Source organism: Neobacillus mesonae (assembly GCF_023715155.1).
GTDB lineage: Bacteria > Bacillota > Bacilli > Bacillales > Cytobacillaceae > Neobacillus > Neobacillus mesonae_A.
Genome location: NZ_JAMBNQ010000028.1, coordinates 1 through 19,082, shown reverse-complemented (window position 1 = coordinate 19,082; position 19,082 = coordinate 1). Strand labels below are relative to the sequence as shown.

18 protein-coding genes and 1 pseudogene are annotated in these 19,082 nt (G+C 40.5%); 13 read left to right on the top strand and 6 right to left on the bottom strand.

The features are described 5' to 3' along the window. The first annotated feature begins 284 nt into the window (after positions 1-284). The gene (locus M3183_RS19085; protein ID WP_251472172.1) at positions 285-932 is read left to right on the top strand and encodes a DUF6198 family protein; all 648 of its coding nucleotides are present in this window, start codon (positions 285-287) and stop codon (positions 930-932) included. Positions 933-1,571: 639 nt separating this feature from the next. Here M3183_RS19085 and M3183_RS19080 read toward each other — a convergent pair. Then, positions 1,572-1,658, bottom strand: a pseudogene (locus M3183_RS19080) (hypothetical protein); the annotation flags it as partial. Continuing rightward, positions 1,658-1,849, bottom strand: coding sequence for a hypothetical protein (locus M3183_RS19075; RefSeq protein ID WP_251472170.1), 192 nt, complete (start codon positions 1,847-1,849; stop codon positions 1,658-1,660). The gene M3183_RS19075 and the pseudogene M3183_RS19080, both read right to left, overlap by 1 nt. Positions 1,850-2,179: 330 nt before the next feature. Between M3183_RS19075 and M3183_RS19070 the strand changes: the two genes are divergently transcribed. Further along, entirely contained in the window at positions 2,180-2,407 is a 228-nt protein-coding gene (locus M3183_RS19070; protein ID WP_251472168.1) for a hypothetical protein, read from the top strand. Between the two features lie 21 nt (positions 2,408-2,428). Continuing rightward, on the top strand, positions 2,429-3,409 hold the full coding sequence (locus M3183_RS19065) for a hypothetical protein (protein WP_251472166.1): 981 nt from the start codon (positions 2,429-2,431) through the stop codon (positions 3,407-3,409). 51 nt (positions 3,410-3,460) lie between these two features. Here the strand turns inward: M3183_RS19065 and M3183_RS19060 are convergent, their stop codons facing one another. Further along, positions 3,461-4,096 carry a hypothetical protein gene (locus tag M3183_RS19060; RefSeq protein ID WP_251472164.1) on the bottom strand — a complete coding sequence of 212 codons (636 nt, stop codon included), beginning with the start codon at positions 4,094-4,096 and terminating at the stop codon, positions 3,461-3,463. A 279-nt stretch (positions 4,097-4,375) separates the two neighbouring features. Between M3183_RS19060 and aceB the strand changes: the two genes are divergently transcribed. The 6 genes from aceB to M3183_RS19030 all read left to right on the top strand — a co-directional run bounded on the left by aceB (position 4,376) and on the right by M3183_RS19030 (position 10,323). Next, positions 4,376-5,968, top strand: a complete 1,593-nt coding sequence (gene aceB, locus M3183_RS19055) for a malate synthase A (protein WP_251472162.1) — start codon at positions 4,376-4,378, stop codon at positions 5,966-5,968. A 44-nt stretch (positions 5,969-6,012) separates the two neighbouring features. Next, positions 6,013-7,296, top strand: coding sequence for an isocitrate lyase (gene aceA, locus M3183_RS19050; protein WP_251472160.1), 1,284 nt, complete (start codon positions 6,013-6,015; stop codon positions 7,294-7,296). A gap of 192 nt (positions 7,297-7,488) precedes the next feature. Then, positions 7,489-9,024: a peptide MFS transporter gene (locus M3183_RS19045; protein WP_251472158.1), complete on the top strand. Its 1,536-nt coding sequence runs from the start codon at positions 7,489-7,491 to the stop codon at positions 9,022-9,024. 65 nt (positions 9,025-9,089) lie between these two features. After that, positions 9,090-9,395: a hypothetical protein gene (locus M3183_RS19040; RefSeq protein WP_251472156.1), complete on the top strand. Its 306-nt coding sequence runs from the start codon at positions 9,090-9,092 to the stop codon at positions 9,393-9,395. Next, entirely contained in the window at positions 9,386-9,625 is a 240-nt protein-coding gene (locus M3183_RS19035; RefSeq protein WP_251472154.1) for a hypothetical protein, read from the top strand. Before M3183_RS19040 ends, M3183_RS19035 begins: the two co-directional genes overlap by 10 nt. Before the next feature lie 263 nt (positions 9,626-9,888). Further along, entirely contained in the window at positions 9,889-10,323 is a 435-nt protein-coding gene (locus M3183_RS19030; protein WP_251472153.1) for a YueI family protein, read from the top strand. Positions 10,324-10,677: 354 nt separating this feature from the next. On the opposite strand, the gene M3183_RS19025 is transcribed toward M3183_RS19030, so the two are convergent. Then, the gene (locus M3183_RS19025) at positions 10,678-11,334 is read right to left on the bottom strand and encodes a lysozyme family protein (RefSeq protein WP_251472151.1); all 657 of its coding nucleotides are present in this window, start codon (positions 11,332-11,334) and stop codon (positions 10,678-10,680) included. 14 nt (positions 11,335-11,348) lie between these two features. After that, positions 11,349-11,801: an OsmC family protein gene (locus tag M3183_RS19020; protein ID WP_251472150.1), complete on the bottom strand. Its 453-nt coding sequence runs from the start codon at positions 11,799-11,801 to the stop codon at positions 11,349-11,351. A gap of 276 nt (positions 11,802-12,077) precedes the next feature. Here M3183_RS19020 and gatC point away from each other — a divergent pair, with 276 nt between their 5' ends. The 3 genes from gatC to gatB are packed head-to-tail and all read left to right on the top strand — an operon-like array spanning position 12,078 to position 15,281. Beyond that, entirely contained in the window at positions 12,078-12,371 is a 294-nt protein-coding gene (gene gatC, locus M3183_RS19015) for an Asp-tRNA(Asn)/Glu-tRNA(Gln) amidotransferase subunit GatC (protein WP_251472149.1), read from the top strand. A gap of 11 nt (positions 12,372-12,382) precedes the next feature. Beyond that, positions 12,383-13,840, top strand: coding sequence for an Asp-tRNA(Asn)/Glu-tRNA(Gln) amidotransferase subunit GatA (gene gatA, locus M3183_RS19010; RefSeq protein WP_251472148.1), 1,458 nt, complete (start codon positions 12,383-12,385; stop codon positions 13,838-13,840). Between the two features lie 13 nt (positions 13,841-13,853). After that, positions 13,854-15,281, top strand: coding sequence for an Asp-tRNA(Asn)/Glu-tRNA(Gln) amidotransferase subunit GatB (gatB, locus tag M3183_RS19005; protein WP_251472147.1), 1,428 nt, complete (start codon positions 13,854-13,856; stop codon positions 15,279-15,281). Between the two features lie 678 nt (positions 15,282-15,959). Here gatB and putP read toward each other — a convergent pair. Then, positions 15,960-17,456 carry a sodium/proline symporter PutP gene (gene putP / locus M3183_RS19000; RefSeq protein ID WP_251472146.1) on the bottom strand — a complete coding sequence of 499 codons (1,497 nt, stop codon included), beginning with the start codon at positions 17,454-17,456 and terminating at the stop codon, positions 15,960-15,962. A gap of 226 nt (positions 17,457-17,682) precedes the next feature. On the opposite strand from putP, the gene M3183_RS18995 reads away from it, so the two are divergent. After that, complete coding sequence (locus tag M3183_RS18995; protein ID WP_251472144.1) at positions 17,683-18,237, top strand: thioredoxin family protein; 555 nt, start codon at positions 17,683-17,685, stop codon at positions 18,235-18,237. The last annotated feature ends 845 nt before the right edge of the window (positions 18,238-19,082 follow it).

Sequence of the window (19,082 nt, the reverse complement as noted above, 5' to 3'; positions counted from 1 at the left end):
TTAAGTCTGCTAATACTTGCATGGAGTTTGAGAGGCTTAGGATTGGAAAATATGGCCGCTGTATTAATCTTATAGGTAAAAACCTCTTCTCACTATTCTTTTGGAAGGGGCTTTTTACTGTTATGACGAGTTATTCTAACCAAAGTTTTTTTAATGTTTAGGTTAAATTTTGGAAAGAAGCGTACTCAACTATGGAAATCAGAGGGAAACTATCCCAATAGCTGATAGGGAGTATACCTATTGGGGATGTACAAATAAAATGCAGTGAACTATCGGAGGTCACGATGAGGAGTCTACCTGTAAACTTATTATGGTTTGTTTGTTCTATTTCGTTAAATGCCTTAGCAAATAGTTTTATGATCATATCCAACTTAGGAAGTGCCCCCTGGGCAGCTGCTAGGGAAAATCTTGCGTCGGTATTACCGATTTCTGTTGGTGTCTGCATTATTTTTTTGAATTGCTTTTCATTTATACTCAGTTATTTAATGAAAGTAAAATTTACCGTGTCCATGATTATCAAAAGTATGGTTCTCACCTTCGTTTTTGGAATATTTATTGATCTGTTTGTGTACTTACATCACATTTTATATGTCCCGGAAAACATATGGATTCGTTATATATATTTATTTATAGGGCTCAACCTTATGGCAGTCGCAATATGTATATATTTTCAATCAAGCTCGGTGTATTTGCTGTCTGATTATTTGTTGAAGGCTTTTGGAAAGCTAATGAAGAATTATACATTGGGAAATATTCTTTGTACATCAATTCCGTTATCCATCAGCATTCTTATTATAGTCTTTCAACACAAGGTAATTGGTCTTGGAATAGGCACGATGTTTTACATGTTTGGAATGGGAGTTTTAATTGATTATTATAATCGCTGGATTGTGATTCATAAAGTTCCAGAACAAAATACATACCCGGCATGAGAAAGAATGTGCCAGGTTTCTGTATAGATAGTTCTAGAGGCAGGGGTGGGATTTTCATTCTATTTCTTTCATCCTTTGTATGTATCATATTTTAATAACTTTTCATGACATTGATAAGTACAGGGGGGATAATCTTACAGTACTAAAGTGGAAAAGAAACCGAGTGATGTAGTAAGTGATGCTTCATATTTTCGTCTGATGAGTCATCATTTATAAAAGGGATGCAGATTTTGTTGATGGCAGATTTTCTGTTAAGCAGTATATGGCGGATTAAACAACAATGATATTGTGGAAGACTCTTACTCTGTTCAAGCAAGGAAAACAATATCTGTACTGTAGTAATCCTTATCCTAAAAACCTCTTCTCACATGAGTGGAGGTTTTTAGGATCTCTCCTTTTTTAAAATGGGTTCTAGTGTATACCAGCTTGTAAATTGAAAAATCCCGCCCCAAAACAGTGATGAAAGTTCCCCATGTTACCACCCTGATTGATAAGTAGCAGCACTTAACCTCGAAAAAATGAACGGTTTCCTAACTGAAGGTATTATGTACTCCGTTCGCGGAGGGATTCATAGGCATCTTTCTGTGGTTTTCACAAGTCATCAAATGATCTCTCTAAGTTGACGAATTTATTATGTTCTTATACAAACGCCTGACTCTTCGTTCCAACCGGGCCATTAGGCTTCTTGGCAATGATGATTTCAATAATGTTCTTATTCTCCGCCTTCAAGCTGGAAATGGCCCCAGGATTTTGTAGATGTCTTTTTCGGGGAAAATTTTCATGAAGGTGATGTTTGGCCGGTCATTGCCATCGACTGTTTTTGTCAGATTCTTATCGGGCGTAACAGGCTTCACAGGTGCCCCCGCTCTGAAATCTTCTGCCAGGTGATGTTCAACGCTGCCGTCAACCCCGCTCACAGGTGTAACCTCCGTTAGTCAATTTATATTCACCGCCAACTGGAAAAGGCCGTTACCTTCATATTCCGGATAAATATGGGGAAAATAAGATAAATCTTTGCACGATAAATAAAAGCAACTATTTTTTCTGGATCATTTCATTTCTTTCCATTTCAATACTTTACCTTATTCAACCAAACTTCATTCAAGGACATTTTTGTAAAAAGTATCCAATCTATAGGTGTTGATGATAATATAAAAAGTAGAAACATTTTCCTAGGAATTTCGACTTAAAATAAGAGGAATGAGAACGCCGCTTAGCTCTATCCTGCAAATGGAGGTATAGAATATTTGATACCATTGTATTTATTTCATGTTACCGCTGTAGAACATAGTGAATCAGCACTTTGGACTTGTCTTGTTTGTAATGTTTTTGTTGTAGCATCGGGAATTATTTTCATGTATAAACTGTTCACCCAAAAAGACGTACGAAAATCGGGCATTACGTTTGCAGCAGCTATTGTCATCAATTATATCGCTATAGCGATTTTCGGAGACCCATTTGACCTTCTGGGATAAAGCGGGAGAGGAGATGAAGGAATGAAATATTACCGATTATGGGTAATAGCGTTTTTATTAAAATTTATCGGTTCAGCATGGGATGCATCCTATCATTTTAAATACTTATTTGAAGAATATTCGATTCCTCATATCGTCAATTTTATTGGATTTGTCCTTGGGGGATATTTGCTGTTTAAAGAATGGCGGAAACAAGAGTTTATGGACCCTTTTTCAAGAAACTTAATTACCATTGGGTATGTATTATTCTTAATCGGGATACCGCTCGATTTTACGTATCATATTGCTTACGGGATTGACCTGACAACTTGGAGCCCGACCCATTTTATTTATTATATTGGCACTTCTGTTATGATTTTTGGTGTTTGGCGCGGTTATTATCATTATACCAGGAATGTACAGCCTGCATGGATGTCTATGCATACCTGGTTTGCGATGTTTCTTTTAGAATGCTTCTTGTTTCCGAATATGCAGCAGGAAAACGGGGCAATTTCTTATGATCAGTACATTCACGGGAAATCCATTGCTTCCCATGAAATTTTAGAATTGATTTCTGACCCTGCATCACAAATATTCGGCGGCATCCCAGAGTGGATATATCCGATTTATTCAGTGTTAATGGTCAGCCTGCTTACCGTGTTTACAATTAGGATATGCCGCAGCTTTACTATTCCCTTAATGGGAGCAGCTTTATATATTTTCATTCGATTTATTTTTAAGGGTGTCTTTTTCGCGGTTAACTATCCAACCTCCTATGTGCCAATGACCATCCTTTTCATTCCTTTAGTTTATTTATTATTTCGAAAAATTAATTGGATGGCGGGTCTTATTGGAAGCCTCATATACTTCCTAAGTTTATTCGCCATTTACGAATGGGGAATATTGATTACGCCACCTTTAGTCTTGTGGGAAACGATCCCTGCTGCTGTAACAGGTGTATTAGTTCCTGTAGTTATTTCACAGTTGAGGTTTTTGCCGGCAATAAAAAGGCAAATTGTTTAAAAGTCAGGGAGACCCTTTTTAAGGATCTCCCTCTTGATTTTGGTCTATAAATTAACAATAACTTACCACAAAGTGAAGAATAACCTCACAGCCTGTTCCCTCACCCTCTTGACAGCGGATTCTAATTTCTCTAACTCCTTCTACTGTGAAAATGGGCGGACTATTATAGATGCCTTCAACGAAAGGTGGTGTAATATCCCTTTCAACCAAAGATCCGTCTTCCAACTGGATTAGGAGTGTGGCGTTGCATTGGGGTGTATCTTGATAAATATAAGGGATAATGGTGACAGTGGGTGCGCAGGTTAAATATGACTTAAATAGAGGTCCTGTTTCAGTCCCGCAAGGAATGAGAAAACCTGTATTTAGTGAGTTTTCGCCTAATTTAATTTTTTCCCCTCCACTGCATGTACAACAGCCCCCGCTGCAACCACAATATGATAATGAAAAAGAAAGATGACCCCGGCACCCAGTACCGCCAGTTATGGAATCACATCGAACGAAAACCCTCTTAACATTAGGAATCATAATATTTAAGGCAATCTGCACATCGACAGAAGAGAAGTTTTCCTCAATAATTGTTCCATCTCCTTGTTCAAAAACCACTACAGCCTTACACGCCGTTTCCCCAGTTATTTGATATCCGCTTATTGTCAAAGTCGGCAAAGGAAATATTATTGCTTCATACAATAACAGCTGCTCCCCGCATTGAATATGAAAGTTTGATCCACTGTAAATTTCAGACCAATTACCTATCACGACCGGAGTACAATTATTTTTTTGTAAGCCCAAGCAAAATCAATCCCTTACAGTCTTTTTAGATAGTTTATGGACTTCTTTTCCGAAGGGGGAGTAAAATTTACCTATTTTTATAAAAATTTTCAGAAAAGTGGTTCCTTTTTCGAAAATTGTGTTATATAATACAAAACGAGGACAGTTACTGTATTATAACAAAGAGGTGATAAGTTGATGTCGACGCAGACACGTGGTATTGAAGTGCTTGGGACTTTGAAAGCCCAGTATGAAGAGGTTTTGACGCCTGAAGCGTTAAAATTGATTGAAGAATTAGAACAGAACTTTGGATCAAGACGAGTCGAACTGTTACAGTTCAGACAAAAACGCCAGGAAGAAATTAACAATGGAAAACTGCCTCAATTCCTTCCTGAAACAAAGCATATTCGAAGCGGTGACTGGACAATTGCTCCCCTGCCGCAGGATCTGCAGGACCGCCGCGTAGAAATTACTGGACCAACAGATAGGAAAATGGTGATAAACGCTCTGAATTCAGGCGCAAAATTATTCATGGCTGACTTCGAAGATGCCACGTCACCGACATGGGAAAATGTTGTCGAGGGACAAATCAACTTAAGAGATGCAGTAAGACGGACAATTTCCTTTGAGAGCCCAAATGGAAAAAGGTATGAATTGAATGAACAAACAGCTGTGCTGATCGTAAGACCACGCGGACTTCACCTAGAAGAAAAACATGTGTTAGTAAACGGAAAACCAATTTCGGGAAGCTTTCTCGATTTCGGACTTTATTTTTTCCATAATGCAAAGGAATTATTGGCAAGAGGGTCAGGTCCTTACTTTTACCTGCCAAAACTGGAAAGCCATTTAGAGGCCAGGCTTTGGAATGATGTGTTTGCCTTTGCACAGGAAAAGCTAGGAATCCCGCAAGGAACAATCAAAGCAACGGTTTTGATTGAAACCATTATGGCGGCATTTGAAATGGATGAAATCCTGTATGAGCTGAAAGAACATTCAGCAGGACTAAACTGCGGCAGATGGGATTATATCTTCAGCTATTTGAAAAAGCTGCGGAATCAAGACAATGTGATTTTACCAGATCGTTCACAGGTAACGATGACAGCACCGTTTATGCGTTCCTACTCTTTACTGACGATTCAAACATGCCACCGGCGCAAAGCACCGGCAATCGGCGGGATGGCCGCACAGATTCCAGTTAAAAATAACCCGCAGGCAAATGAAGGGGCGTTCGAAAAGGTGCAGGCAGACAAAGAACGCGAGGCACGTGACGGTCATGATGGGACATGGGTTGCCCACCCGGGACTTGTTCCTGTAGCAATGGAAGTTTTCAACCGTGAAATGCCGACGCCAAACCAAATCCATACATCTAAGCAGCAGAATATCACTATTACTGCTGGGGATTTGCTTGAAGTACCTAATGGAACAATAACGGAGGAAGGCGTTCGTACGAACATCAATGTCGGGATTCAATATGTGGCCTCATGGTTATCCGGCAGGGGAGCGGCGCCAATCTATAATCTAATGGAAGATGCAGCAACAGCTGAAATTTCAAGGGCCCAGCTTTGGCAATGGATTCGTCACCCTAAAGGAGTCTTGAGTGACGGCCGGAAAGTAACAGCGGAACTGTATGAAGAACTGAAACAGGAGGAACTGGAAAAAATCAAGCGGGAAATCGGTGATATTTCCTATGCCGACAGCCGGTTTGACGAAGCGGTGAAGTTGTTTGACAGCCTAATTTTGAATGATGAGTTTGTTGATTTCTTAACACTGCCTGGTTATGAGCAATTATAAAAAATTTAAATAAAAAAATAATAGTTTAATAGGAGGAATTTAATATGACAAATGAAAGAGTAACTAAATTACAAGAAAGCTGGGAAATGGATGCACGCTGGAAGGGGATTACAAGACCATACACTGCTGAGGAAGTAATCAAGCTGCGCGGTTCGCTGGATATCGAGTATACTTTGGCACGTAAAGGCTCTGAAAAGCTTTGGAAACTAATCAATGAGGAAGATTATATCAATGCCCTTGGTGCATTGACAGGAAACCAAGCAGTACAGCAGGTAAAAGCAGGCTTAAAAGCCATCTACTTGAGCGGATGGCAGGTTGCTGCTGATGCGAACCTTGCAGGACAAATGTATCCTGACCAAAGCTTGTACCCTGCAAACAGTGTCCCATCTGTTGTGAAACGGATTAATCAGGCGCTTCAGCGTGCTGACCAAATTACTCATACTGAAGGGGACGACTCTATCGATTGGTTTGCACCAATTGTAGCTGACGCTGAAGCTGGATTTGGCGGACAGCTGAACTGTTTTGAATTAATGAAAGGTATGATTGAAGCAGGTGCTGCCGGCGTTCACTTTGAAGACCAGCTTTCTTCTGAGAAAAAATGCGGCCACTTGGGCGGAAAAGTTCTTCTTCCTACACAGACTGCTGTTCGCAATTTAATTGCTGCACGGCTTGCAGCAGACGTAATGGGCGTTCCAACTGTTTTAGTTGCCCGGACAGATGCTAATGCTGCTGATTTGATTACAAGTGATATCGATATGTATGATGCACCATTTATTACAGGAGAGCGTACACCAGAAGGATTTTTCCGGACTAAAGCAGGCTTGGATCAGGCTATTTCACGCGGCTTAGCTTATGCACCATATGCTGACTTGATTTGGTGTGAAACTTCTGAACCAAATATTGAGGAAGCAAGGCGCTTTGCAGAAGCTATTCATGAAAAATTCCCAGGTAAAATGCTGGCTTACAACTGCTCGCCATCCTTCAATTGGAAAGCTAAACTTGACGAAAAAACAATTGAGGAGTTCCAAAGAGAGCTTGGCAAAATGGGATACAAGTTCCAATTCGTTACTCTTGCAGGATTCCATGCTCTTAATCACAGCATGTTTGAACTTGCCCGCGGTTATAAGGATCGCGGCATGGCAGCTTACTCTGAATTGCAGCAGGCTGAGTTTGCCAGCGAGCAGTATGGTTATTCAGCTACACGTCACCAACGCGAAGTGGGTACAGGATATTTTGACCAAGTATCCATGATTATCACTGGAGGGACATCATCAACGACTGCTCTTAAAGGTTCAACAGAAGAAGAGCAATTTACAAATACAAAATAATATTGCAGACAAGAGGGGACCCTTTTCTCTATATAGAGAAAGGGGTCCCCTTTTGTGTAAAAATTTATATAAGTCATTATTTTAAAATAATTTGAGTTAGAGGTAAAATATAACTATACCATGAAAAAACTAACAATTGACAACTTTCTCTGTTTAAAATATTATTTTAATATAGGATTGGAGGATTAAAAAATGTCAGCAATAAAAAAGCAGAAAATTGAAGAAAATGTTCCGATAGAAACCACGAATAGACAGAAAATTGTGGCTAGCGTTCCTCAAAAAGGTTTTTTTGGCCATCCTAAAGGATTATTTACGTTATTCTTTACAGAATTTTGGGAAAGATTTTCATACTATGGTATGAAAGCCATTCTTGTTTACTATATGTATTATTCTGTTTCAAAAGGCGGATTAGGAATTGATCAGCAGACTGCTATTGCCATTGCTTCTGTATATGGCGCATTGATTTATATGTCTAGTATTATCGGAGGCTGGGTATCGGATAGACTGATTGGTTCATCTAAGTCTATCTTTTACGGCGGAATTCTTATTATGTTCGGTCATATCGCTTTAGCTGTGCCGGGAAGTATGACCATGTTCTTTGCTTCTATGATACTGATTATCCTTGGTACCGGATTATTAAAACCAAACATTTCAGCCGTTATAGGGGAAATGTACGATGTTAAAGATGCCCGCCGTGATGCCGGCTTCAGTATTTTTTACATGAGTGCCAACATGGGTGCATTCCTATCTCCATTAGTTGTAGGAACAATAGGAATGAACTATAATTTCCATTTAGGTTTTGGAATTGCCGCTATTGGGATGTTCTTGGCATTAGTTACGTATGTTCTTACTAGGAAAAAGAATCTTGGCCTTGCCGGTTCAATTATTCATAATCCTTTACCACAAGAGGAAAGGAAAAGCACATTTGCTAAACTTGGCTTAGCAGCGGTTATTATAGCTGTAATTGTAGCAATTGCCATTAACGCAGGACTTTTAACCATCCAAAGTTTTATTAATATTGTCGGAATTCTCGGTTTTGTCATTCCAACTATTTATTTTATTTATATGTACCGCAGCCCAAAAACAACGAAAGAAGAGCGCTCACACTTGATTGCTTTTATTCCGCTGTTCTTGGCATCGGTTATGTTCTGGTCTATCGAGGAACAAGGATCAACAATTCTTGCAGCATTTGCTGATAAACGGACACAGTTAGATTTTGCGGGAATTCATATTAATCCTTCATGGTTCCAGTCATTAAACCCATTATTTATCGTCGTATTTGCACCAATTATTGGTTTGATTTGGGTTAAAATGGGGAAAAAGGCGCCAACGATTCCAGTAAAATTTGGATTTGGCCTTTTATTTGCAGGTTTATCATTCGTCGTTATTTTAGTCCCTGCTTTGCTAGGCGGTACGCATGCACTGGTTAATCCATTATGGCTTGTCCTTAGCTACTTCATTGTCGTAATCGGTGAACTGTGCTTGTCTCCGGTTGGTTTGTCTGCAACAACGAAATTGGCACCGGCAGCCTTCTCTTCCCAAATGATGAGCATGTGGCTGTTATCAAACGCGGCTGCACAAGCACTAAATGCACAAATTGTTAAATTCTACACTCCAGAAACACAAATGACCTACTTTGGAGTAATTGGGGTTGTAGCAATCGTTCTTTCGATTATTTTATTTGCTCTATCTCCAAGGATTCAGACCTTTATGAAGGATATTAGGTAATTAAGTTAAAACTACGGATGCTTAGATGCTCCGTAGTTTTTTGCATTTATGGGGGGATGGCCTGGTTGCCCAGCAGAATGAAAAAGAAATGTTCTTGGCTTATGGCGATGTGCTGGATTGCCCGAAAGGCTCCAAAGGGAGGATTCTCGGTCCATGGAGGTAAGCTGGATTGCCCGAAAAACTTCAAAAGGAGGATTCGCGGTCAATGCAGACAAGCTGGATTGCCCGAAGAACTAAAAAAGAAGTGTTCGCGGTCAATGCAGACAAGCTGGATTGCCCGAAGAACTAAAAAAGAAGTGTTCGCGGTCAATGCAGACAAGCTGGATTGCCCGAAGAACTCAAAAAAGAAGATTCGCGGTCCATGGAGGTAAGCTGGATTGCCCGAAAGGCTCCAAAGGGAGGATTCGCGGTCAATGCAGATAAGCTGGATTGCCCGAAAGGCTCCAAAGGGAGGATTCGCGGTCAATGCAGACAAGCTGGATTGCCTGAAAAACTCAAAAAGGAGTGTTCGCGGTCAATGCAGACAAGCTGGATTGCCCGAAAGGCTCCAAAGGGAGGATTCGCGGTCAATGCAGATAAGCTGGATTGCCCGAAGAACTAAAAAAGGAGTGTTCGCGGTCAATGCAAACAAGCCGGATTGCCCGAAAAACTCAAAAAGGAGCATTTGCGGTCCAAGCAGACATGCTGGATTTCCCCAAAATAAAAAAAGAGGGCATATTGAGTCAATCTAAGTAAATTACCATTACCGAAAATAAAATATGAAAGCTGTTTACATAAGAATAACCTCGAAATTTTCTAAATAATGGAACATTCCTTTGGGTCCAATCATAGGTAATAGTAGTTCTTATTGTGGAGTTGATTGGATTGAAGAAAACAAGCGTTGAGGAGGTTCTCCAGCAGGGAATCCATGGAGCCTTGGAAACGAAGCCGGATGAACGGCGAAAGTATTTGGGGACCCTGCGCGAACGGATTGTAGTTGCCCTAAAGAAGGCACAGGTAGCGGAGGATACGATTTACCCGCAGGTTGAGCAGTATATGAAGGAATATCCAAAGGCACATCTTTTCCTTAATGGGGATTTGAATTATGACCAACTATCAAAGTATATAAAAAAGGCAGCTAAATATAAAATTAAGCATACCATTGTTACAAATAAGGAATCGAATACAAACATCGGCCTGGTGTTAGCCATGGATTATGCCATTGAAAAGAATGAAATTTTTATTTCAATGAAGGCACCGGAAATACAGCAGGCTTCTAAAAAAGGCTTTTTTGCAAAATTATTTGGTAAAGGCGTGTGATTCCAGCTTGGAATTGTGCGCTTTTTTTCATGATAAACCATTTAGCGTAAAGTAGGAGCCGCCTGCGAACCAAAGCTAAAATAACTAACCAACACAGTAACATAAAGCCCATATACGTGCCCAAGGGACAATAATATAAATCCTTAAAATAACGCAGGAGCCGTTTACGGAGCCCTAAGCCGCTATAAATTGCAACACCAGAGTAACGTAGGGAAGGTCTACAATCCCAGCCAACACTCTTTTAAACCATCAGAGTAACTTGGTCCCCGTCGACCTCCCCAAGGCCGAATCTTTTCAATGAAAGAAACCATACAAAAAAACAGTCAGCGGCCGAAATAGCTGCCGTGGCTGTTTTCAAAACTCACTGGTTTTATTTTTGTCATCCCCATTAACCTGAATGCTGTCTACCAGCAAATGCATATTTTTCAACACCTTCGTGCTGTAGGTAAAATCTCCATAGCAATAGGGATAGCGGAAATTGCTTTTATCGCCATTGCAATTATATAGATCTGGCTCCTTTTTTGCCTGTATCCGTGAAAATTGTTTTGCCAGCTCCTCGCTGTGCTTCCCGCCGTGCTGTGCAACAAAGGTGATATACCCGCTGCCCATATTGTAGGCCTGAATAATGGTGGGGAAATCTACCTTTTGCTGATTACCATAAGATAGAACACCTTTAAAATGCTTTACCCCTGCTTGAATACTTTGCTTGGGGTCCTTTATCGTATTCCGTGCCAGGCCCGCTGATTCGGAGGCCTGCATCGGATCGCCGCCCTGTCCGCGGCTTTCTTGCTGCATTAATGCAAGCAGAACATCCGTGTATTGTTCAAGATTGTACTTTCCTAACTCACTTTCAAGCAGGGGCCGATATTCCTTTACCTTCATAAAAGGGTCAACTATTACCGGCGGTTCCTGAGTTTTGTGCTGGAAGTAATTTTGAATCGCTGCTAAGGCACAGAAAAGGATAAACAGACCGAAAAACGTTTTAAATTTTTTCTTTTTTCGTTTTTTCATGCGATTCTCCTAAACTAGTTAACGGCTGTTTCTACTTTTGCCTGCAATTCAATTTCCACGTTTCCTTGAACAGCCCTGCTGATCATACAAGAGGTTTCTGCCTTTTTAGCAAGACGCTGCGCCATTTTAATATCCTTTTCAGCGGCATTTGCCTTTAAAATGATATGCGGCCGGTGAGTAATTTTTTTATACGTAAACACTCCGTTGGTCACATCAACTACCGCATCTGATTCCATGGTTAAGCTCTCTTTCTCAAGGTTGCTGCGCTCCATCATTGCGGCAAGTGTGATGATATAACAGGTAGCAGCAGCCCCTAGCAGCATCTCGTCTGGGTTGGTGCCGGCACCAGGTCCGTCCATTTCCGGCGGGATGGAGATCTTTGTTTTTAAATTTCCAGCTTCAATTTCACCAACATCGTTCCTTAGGCCTGGCCAGTTAGCTTTTAAATGAAAAATATGTTCTGCCATTTTAGGTTCTCCTTACTCTTTGATATCTTCATATAATAGATTTTTATATTCGTACTGATTCGGCTTTTATTTTACCATTGTTAGCAGGCTGGTTCCAAAAACTTATCGCTTACATATTCATCCATATTTTCTCTAATTTCCTATTGTTTTTTTCAAAAGGACTGACCTTCAATTAAAACATCACGAACTTGTCCATACTGAAGAAGGAATCATTGCGGTAAAGCGAAAAAGTTTGGTATTATCAAAGTAAAATATCAATGGAACGGAGGGACCGTAATGTCACGTATTTCAATAGAGCAGGTAAAACATGTGGCCAATTTAGCAAGGCTTGCCATAACAGAAGAAGAGGCTGAAACATTTACGAAGCAGCTTGATAAAATTATTACGTTTGCAGAACAGCTAAATGAACTAGATACCGAAAATGTTAAACCTACATACCATGTGCTTGATATGAAAAATGTCTTGCGTGAGGATATTCCAAAACCGGGATTACCGCAGGAAGTTGTACTTAAGAATGCACCAGAGCATAAGAACGGACAATTTAAAGTACCGTCGATTTTAGCAGAGTAGGGGGAAATAGTGTGAGTTTATTTGATCATAAAGTATCAGATCTTCATGAGCTTTTACATAAAAAAGAGCTAAAAGTATCTGACCTTGTAGACGAATCGTATAAACGAATTACAGAAGTAGAGAGCAAGGTACAGGCATTTTTAACTTTAGATGAAGAACGGGCACGGCAGACAGCAAAAGCCCTTGATGAAAAAATAAGCACCGATGCGGCGAAAGGGCTGCTGTTTGGCATGCCTATCGGTGTGAAGGACAATATTGTCACAAAGGATTTAAGGACAACTTGCGCCAGCAAAATTCTTGAAAACTTTGATCCAATTTACGATGCTGCTGTTGTACAAAAGCTGAACCAGGCAGAAACAGTGACCATCGGTAAATTAAATATGGACGAGTTTGCGATGGGATCATCCAATGAAAATTCTGGTTTCAAAAAGACACATAACCCATGGAATTTGGACAGGGTGCCAGGCGGATCCTCAGGCGGTTCAGCCGCATCTGTTGCCGCAGGGGAAGTCTTATTTTCACTTGGTTCCGATACAGGAGGTTCCATTCGTCAGCCAGCTGCTTTTTGTGGTGTTGTCGGCTTGAAACCAACATATGGCCGCGTTTCTCGTTTTGGTCTTGTAGCATTTGCATCATCTCTTGACCAAATCGGACCAATTACGAGAACTGTTGAAGATAATGCTTATCTGCTGCAGGCTATTTCCGGTCTAGACCCAATGGACTCAACTTCAGCCAATGTGGATGTACCTAATTTCCCGGGCAGCTTAACAGGTGATGTAAAGGGTTTAAAAATTGCTGTACCAAAGGAATATCTTGGGGAAGGTGTCAGCGAATCCGTCCGCCAGTCAGTACTAGATGCATTAAAGGTGCTGGAAGGCCTTGGTGCTGTTTGGGAAGAGGTATCACTGCCGCACTCAAAATATGCGCTCGCTGCTTATTACCTGCTATCCTCATCAGAAGCGTCAGCAAACCTTGCACGTTTTGATGGCGTACGTTACGGATACAGAACACCCAATGCTGACAACTTATTAGATTTATATAAAAATACGAGAGCAGAAGGCTTTGGCGATGAAGTTAAGCGCCGCATTATGCTTGGAACATTTGCCTTAAGTTCAGGTTATTATGATGCCTATTATAAAAAGGCACAAAAAGTCCGGACTTTGATTAAACAAGATTTTGAAAACGTATTTGAAAAATATGATGTGATTGTCGGGCCAACCACGCCGACTCCAGCATTCAAAATTGGCGAGAACATTGATGATCCAATGACAATGTATGCGAATGATATTTTAACTATTCCAGTAAACCTTGCCGGTGTACCAGGGATTTCTGTTCCATGTGGTTTTGATAGCGGGCTTCCGCTGGGCTTGCAGATTATCGGCAAGCATTTTGATGAAGCGACCATTTACCGCGTCGCACATGCGTTTGAACAGGCAACAGACTACCATAATCAGAAGCCGCAATTGTAGGGGGTGAAACATAATGGAATTTGAAACAGTAATCGGACTTGAAGTCCACGTAGAATTAAAAACCGACTCAAAAATTTTCTCATCCAGCCCGAACCATTTCGGTGCTGAACCAAATACGAATACAAGTGTCATTGATCTAGGATATCCAGGAGTACTTCCAGTTTTAAATAGGAAAGTGGTTGACTTTGGCATGAAGGCCGCAATGGCATTAAACTGCGAAATTGCGACACATACGAAATTTGACCGTAAAAACTATTTTTACCCGGATAATCCGAAGGCATATCAAATCTCTCAATTTGATCAGCCAATCGGCGAACATGGCTGGATTGAAATCGAGGTAGATGGCTACACGAAAAAAATCGGCATTACCCGTATTCATTTAGAAGAAGATGCAGGTAAGTTGAACCATGAAAAGGGGTATTCATTGGTGGATATTAACCGCCAGGGAACACCGCTAATTGAGATCGTATCTGAGCCAGACATCCGGACACCAAACGAAGCTTATGCTTATTTGGAAAAATTAAAGTCGATTGTTCAATATACGGGTGTATCTGACTGTAAGATGGAGGAAGGCTCACTCCGTTGTGATGCGAATATTTCCATTCGTCCTGTGGGACAAAAAGAGTTTGGGACAAAAACCGAATTAAAGAACCTAAATTCGTTCAATTTTGTTCGAAAAGGCCTCGAATATGAAGAGAAACGTCAAAGAGAGGTTGTCTCTTCAGGAGGCAAAATTGAGCAGGAGACACGCCGCTTTGATGAGGCTACAGGTTCAACCATTCTAATGAGGGTGAAGGAAGGATCAGATGATTATCGTTACTTCCCTGAACCAGATTTGCTTGAACTTTATATTGACGAGGACTGGAAGGCTCGAATCCGTTCCGAGATTCCTGAGCTGCCGGATGAACGCCAAAAACGTTATGTGGAAGAGCTGGGACTGCCGGCTTACGATGCCAAAGTATTGACAGTGACAAAAGAAACGGCTGATTTCTTCGAAGCTGCTGTTAAGGCGGGGGCTGATGCAAAACAGGCATCCAACTGGATTATGGGTGAAGTTTCGGGTTATTTAAATGCAGAAGGAAAAGAATTGAATCAGGTTGCCTTAACACCGGAAGGCCTTGCCAGCATGATCAAATTGATTGAGAATGGCACCATTTCTTCGAAGATTGCTAAGACAGTGTTTAAAGAATTAATTGAAAACGGCGGCGATGCCGAGACGATTGTAAAAGAAAAAGGACTTGTGCAAATTTCCGATGAAAGCACGCTTCTTAAAATTATTTCCGAGGTTCTTGATGCGAACCCGAAATCGGTAGAGGACTTCAAAGGCGGTAAAGCGAAAGCAGCCGGTTCTCTTGTTGGACAAGTCATGAAGGCCACAAAGGGTAAAGCTAATCCGCAAGTAGTTAACAAATTATTACAGCAAGAATTACAAAAAAGGTAATACGAGTTGCTGGCAGAATGATGTTTCTGCCAGCTTTTTTTTTGAGGATGTCGAATCAGTTTTCGACATCCTTTTCATTATTTCCTGGGTAAAGTTCCTTTAACAGCAGGGGATTGTTATGTTTTCAATTAAACGTTTGTTTGATAAGGGAATATAAGATAACTTGTCGAAGGATGGGGGATATCCCATAGAAGGCTGTCATTCTACAAGTTTTTAAAATGATTAAAATAATTTAGAGCATATGACGACAAAGTTCTGCAGTAATTCATTACTAAAACCTGAGAAGGACAAGCTTTCTTGTTGATTTAATCAAACGTTTAATTGAAATTCAAATTGTGACAATCCTCGATACAGTTTTGTGTTCAAAAGCTTAATGTAGAGGGGAAAAACAGCTGGTTAAATAAACGTTTGCATAACATTGCTGCTGTTGAAAAATGGGGTTATAGAGGTTATATTGTCAGTTCACCGCCTGAAATCGACAGTTTACATCTGTATAAAATGAACAAATCATTGAGAGATTCATATTTAGAGTTGTTTTAATCAAACGTTTGGATAAATGATGTTAGGGGGAGTTTTTGTCGAAAAAGCAGAAAATCCGTAATCAACTTGAGAAATTATCGTAATTTTTGTAAAAAAATACCCGGACAGGCTGATTAGTCCTGTTCGGGTATTGCTTCATTAGCGTTCTTCTTTTAATAAACGGATACTTTCATTAAATTCCTTTTCAATTGCATCATTCTTCTTATAAGTAATTAAACTTATAAGAAAAGCCACAATCAAGTTAAGGATAAAGCCTGGAATGATTTCATATAAGGATTCTCCGAAAAAGACTTTTCCGAGGTCGGCGTTTTTCCATATGATTACGGTAACAGCTCCGACAATCATTCCTGCTAGAGCGCCCCAGTTCGTAGTTTTTTTCCAGAATAAACTTAAGAGAATAATCGGCCCGAAGGAAGCTCCAAAGCCTGCCCACGCATAAGCAACTAGGCTTAAAATGGTATTATCCTGCTTAAAGGCAAGTGCAGCAGCTACTATAGCTACGATTAGCACGGCCATCCTTCCTAAGAAAACAAGGCTGCGATCGGTGGCATTTTTGTTCATCACAACTTTATATAAATCCTCAACAAGTGCACTGGAGGTTACGATTAACTGTGATGAAATCGTACTCATGATGGCAGCAAGTATTGCGGCTAAAGCAAATCCCGCAAACAGTGGATGGAAGAAAATTTGGCTCAGTGAAATGAATACGGCCTCTGGATTATTCAGAGTATGAACTGTATTGTTATGGAAATATGCAATACCGATTAATGCTGTAAAAATGGTACCGATTAAGGATAAAATCATCCAGCCCATCCCAATGCGGCGGGCACTTTTTGTTTCTTTTACAGTCTTAATGGCCATAAAGCGGACAATTATATGCGGCTGTCCAAAATAACCAAGCCCCCAAGCAGCAGCTGAAACAATGCCGATAAAGGTTGTGCCTTTGAACATATCCAGTAATGTAGGATCAATTGCACGAATGGTATCAAATGTTTCTGATGGTCCTCCCGTCTTAAAAATTCCTATTGCGGGTACCAGCAGAAGGGCGATTAACATCATTAAGCCTTGAATAAAGTCGGTGTAGCTGACGGCAAGGAATCCTCCAAATAATGTGTATGCCACCACAACACCTGCAACAATGAGTAATCCTGTATGATAACTTGTGCCAAAGGAGCTTTCAAAGAAGACAGCACCGGAAACCATTCCGGAAGAAACATAAAAGGTAAAGAATAGGAGAATAACAATACCTGAAACGATACGTAATAACTTAGACCTGTCTTTAAAACGATTTTCCAGATAGCTTGGAATAGTAATAGAATCATTGGCAACTTTGGTATAGGAACGTAAGCGCGGGGCAACCAGCAGCCAGTTTAGATAGGCACCTATTGTTAAACCAATAGCCATCCATCCTTCAGCTAAACCGCTTACATATATAGCTCCGGGGAGCCCCATCAACAGCCATCCGCTCATATCAGCCGCCCCGGCACTTAGGGCAGTTACTGCCGGCCCCAATGACCGTCCTCCAAGCATATAATCTGTAAGATTGCTTGTTTTATGATACGAATACCAACCAATAAGGAGCATGCCGGCTATATAAATTAAAATCGAAACAAGCTGTAGAGTTTGTTCTGACAAATAACTTCCCCCTTTTCTCAAAATTCAAATAATAATTTGTATAATACCTTTCTTCTTATTTTATATTCTATCAATAAGTAATATGTATTTCTAGGGAAAAAGGTTACTTTTTTACCATAGTGAAAAATGTTGTAGAAATAGTTTTTGGGACAAACTGTAAGCACCAGCTTTGATAATCATCAGGCGAAACCATTATGATATAAGAAATGGAAGGAGTGAAATGGTGATGGGATTAAATGAATGGTTTCAAAAGGGAATGACTGCAGACGAGTACATAAATGCCATGACAAAGAATAAGGAGGAGACACTCTCTATTTATGAGCGTTTTACATTAAAAGAAGAGGACCGAAGGAAGTTAGAGGGGCTAAGACCGGAAAAATTAAGGGCAATTGTGTTGTCCGAAGATTGGTGCGGGGATGCCCTGGTAAATAATCCCGTTTTACTTCGCGTGGCTGAAGCAGCCGACATCGAGGTTCGATTTCTGCTAAGGGATTCTAATCTTGAATTAATGGACCAATATTTAACGAATGGCACTGCCAGATCCATTCCAATCTTTGTTTTTATAAATCAGGAAGGCAATGAAGTCGCCAAGTGGGGGCCAAGAGCACCGGAAATACAAGCTCTTGTAGAAAAGGAGAGGTCAGCATTACCGGATAAGGAGGCTGCAGATTTCCAAGAAAAGCAGCTGGCCATGTACAAAAATCTTGCTAAAAGATACCAAACCGATCCAGCCATCTGGCAAACGGTGGCGGAAAGTATTATATCTACACTTGGAAGATAGGTTAGATTCGTATTAACGGATAGAGGGCAAACTTGCAGGGTATTAAAGATAAAATATTCGGGGTACCGTGGAGACCAGTCCTTAATTGGCGTGATGAAAGACAAAATCATCGTGGAACTCAGGAAATCTGTCTTACATAAGTGTGATGAAAGACAAAATCACCTGGGAACCAAGGAGACCAGTCTTTCATAGGTGTGATGAAAGACAAAATTGAAGTGAACCAAGGAAATCTGTCTTACATAAGCAAGATGAAAGACAAAATGACCGGCAAACTAGGAAATCTGTCTTACATAAGTGTGATGAAAGACAAAATCACCTGGGAACCAAGGAAACCAGTCCATCATAAGCGTGATGAAAGACAAAATGACCGGCGAGCCAAGGAAATCTGTCTTACATAAGTGTGATGAAAGACAAAATGACCTGGGAGCCAAGGAAATCTGTATTTCATAAGTGTGATGAAGGACAAAATGACCGACAAACCAAGGAAACCTGTCCATCATAAGCGTGATGAAAGACAAAATGACTGGCAACCAAGGAAACCAGTCTTTCATAAGTGCGATGAAAGACAAAATCACCTGGGAACCAAGGAAATCTGTCTTACATAAGTGTGATGAAAGACAAAATGACCTGGGAGCCAAGGAAATCTGTAGTTCATAAGTGTGATGAAGGACAAAATGACCGACAAACCAAGGAAACCTGTCCATCATAAGCGTGATGAAAGATAAAGTCCGTATAATTGTGTAAAAAAAAATGAGTCATTTTATTCATTCCTGGCAACACTGTTTTCAACCACGATAAACAATGAAAAGAGGAATAAAATGACTCAAGTACAGTTTAACCTAAAT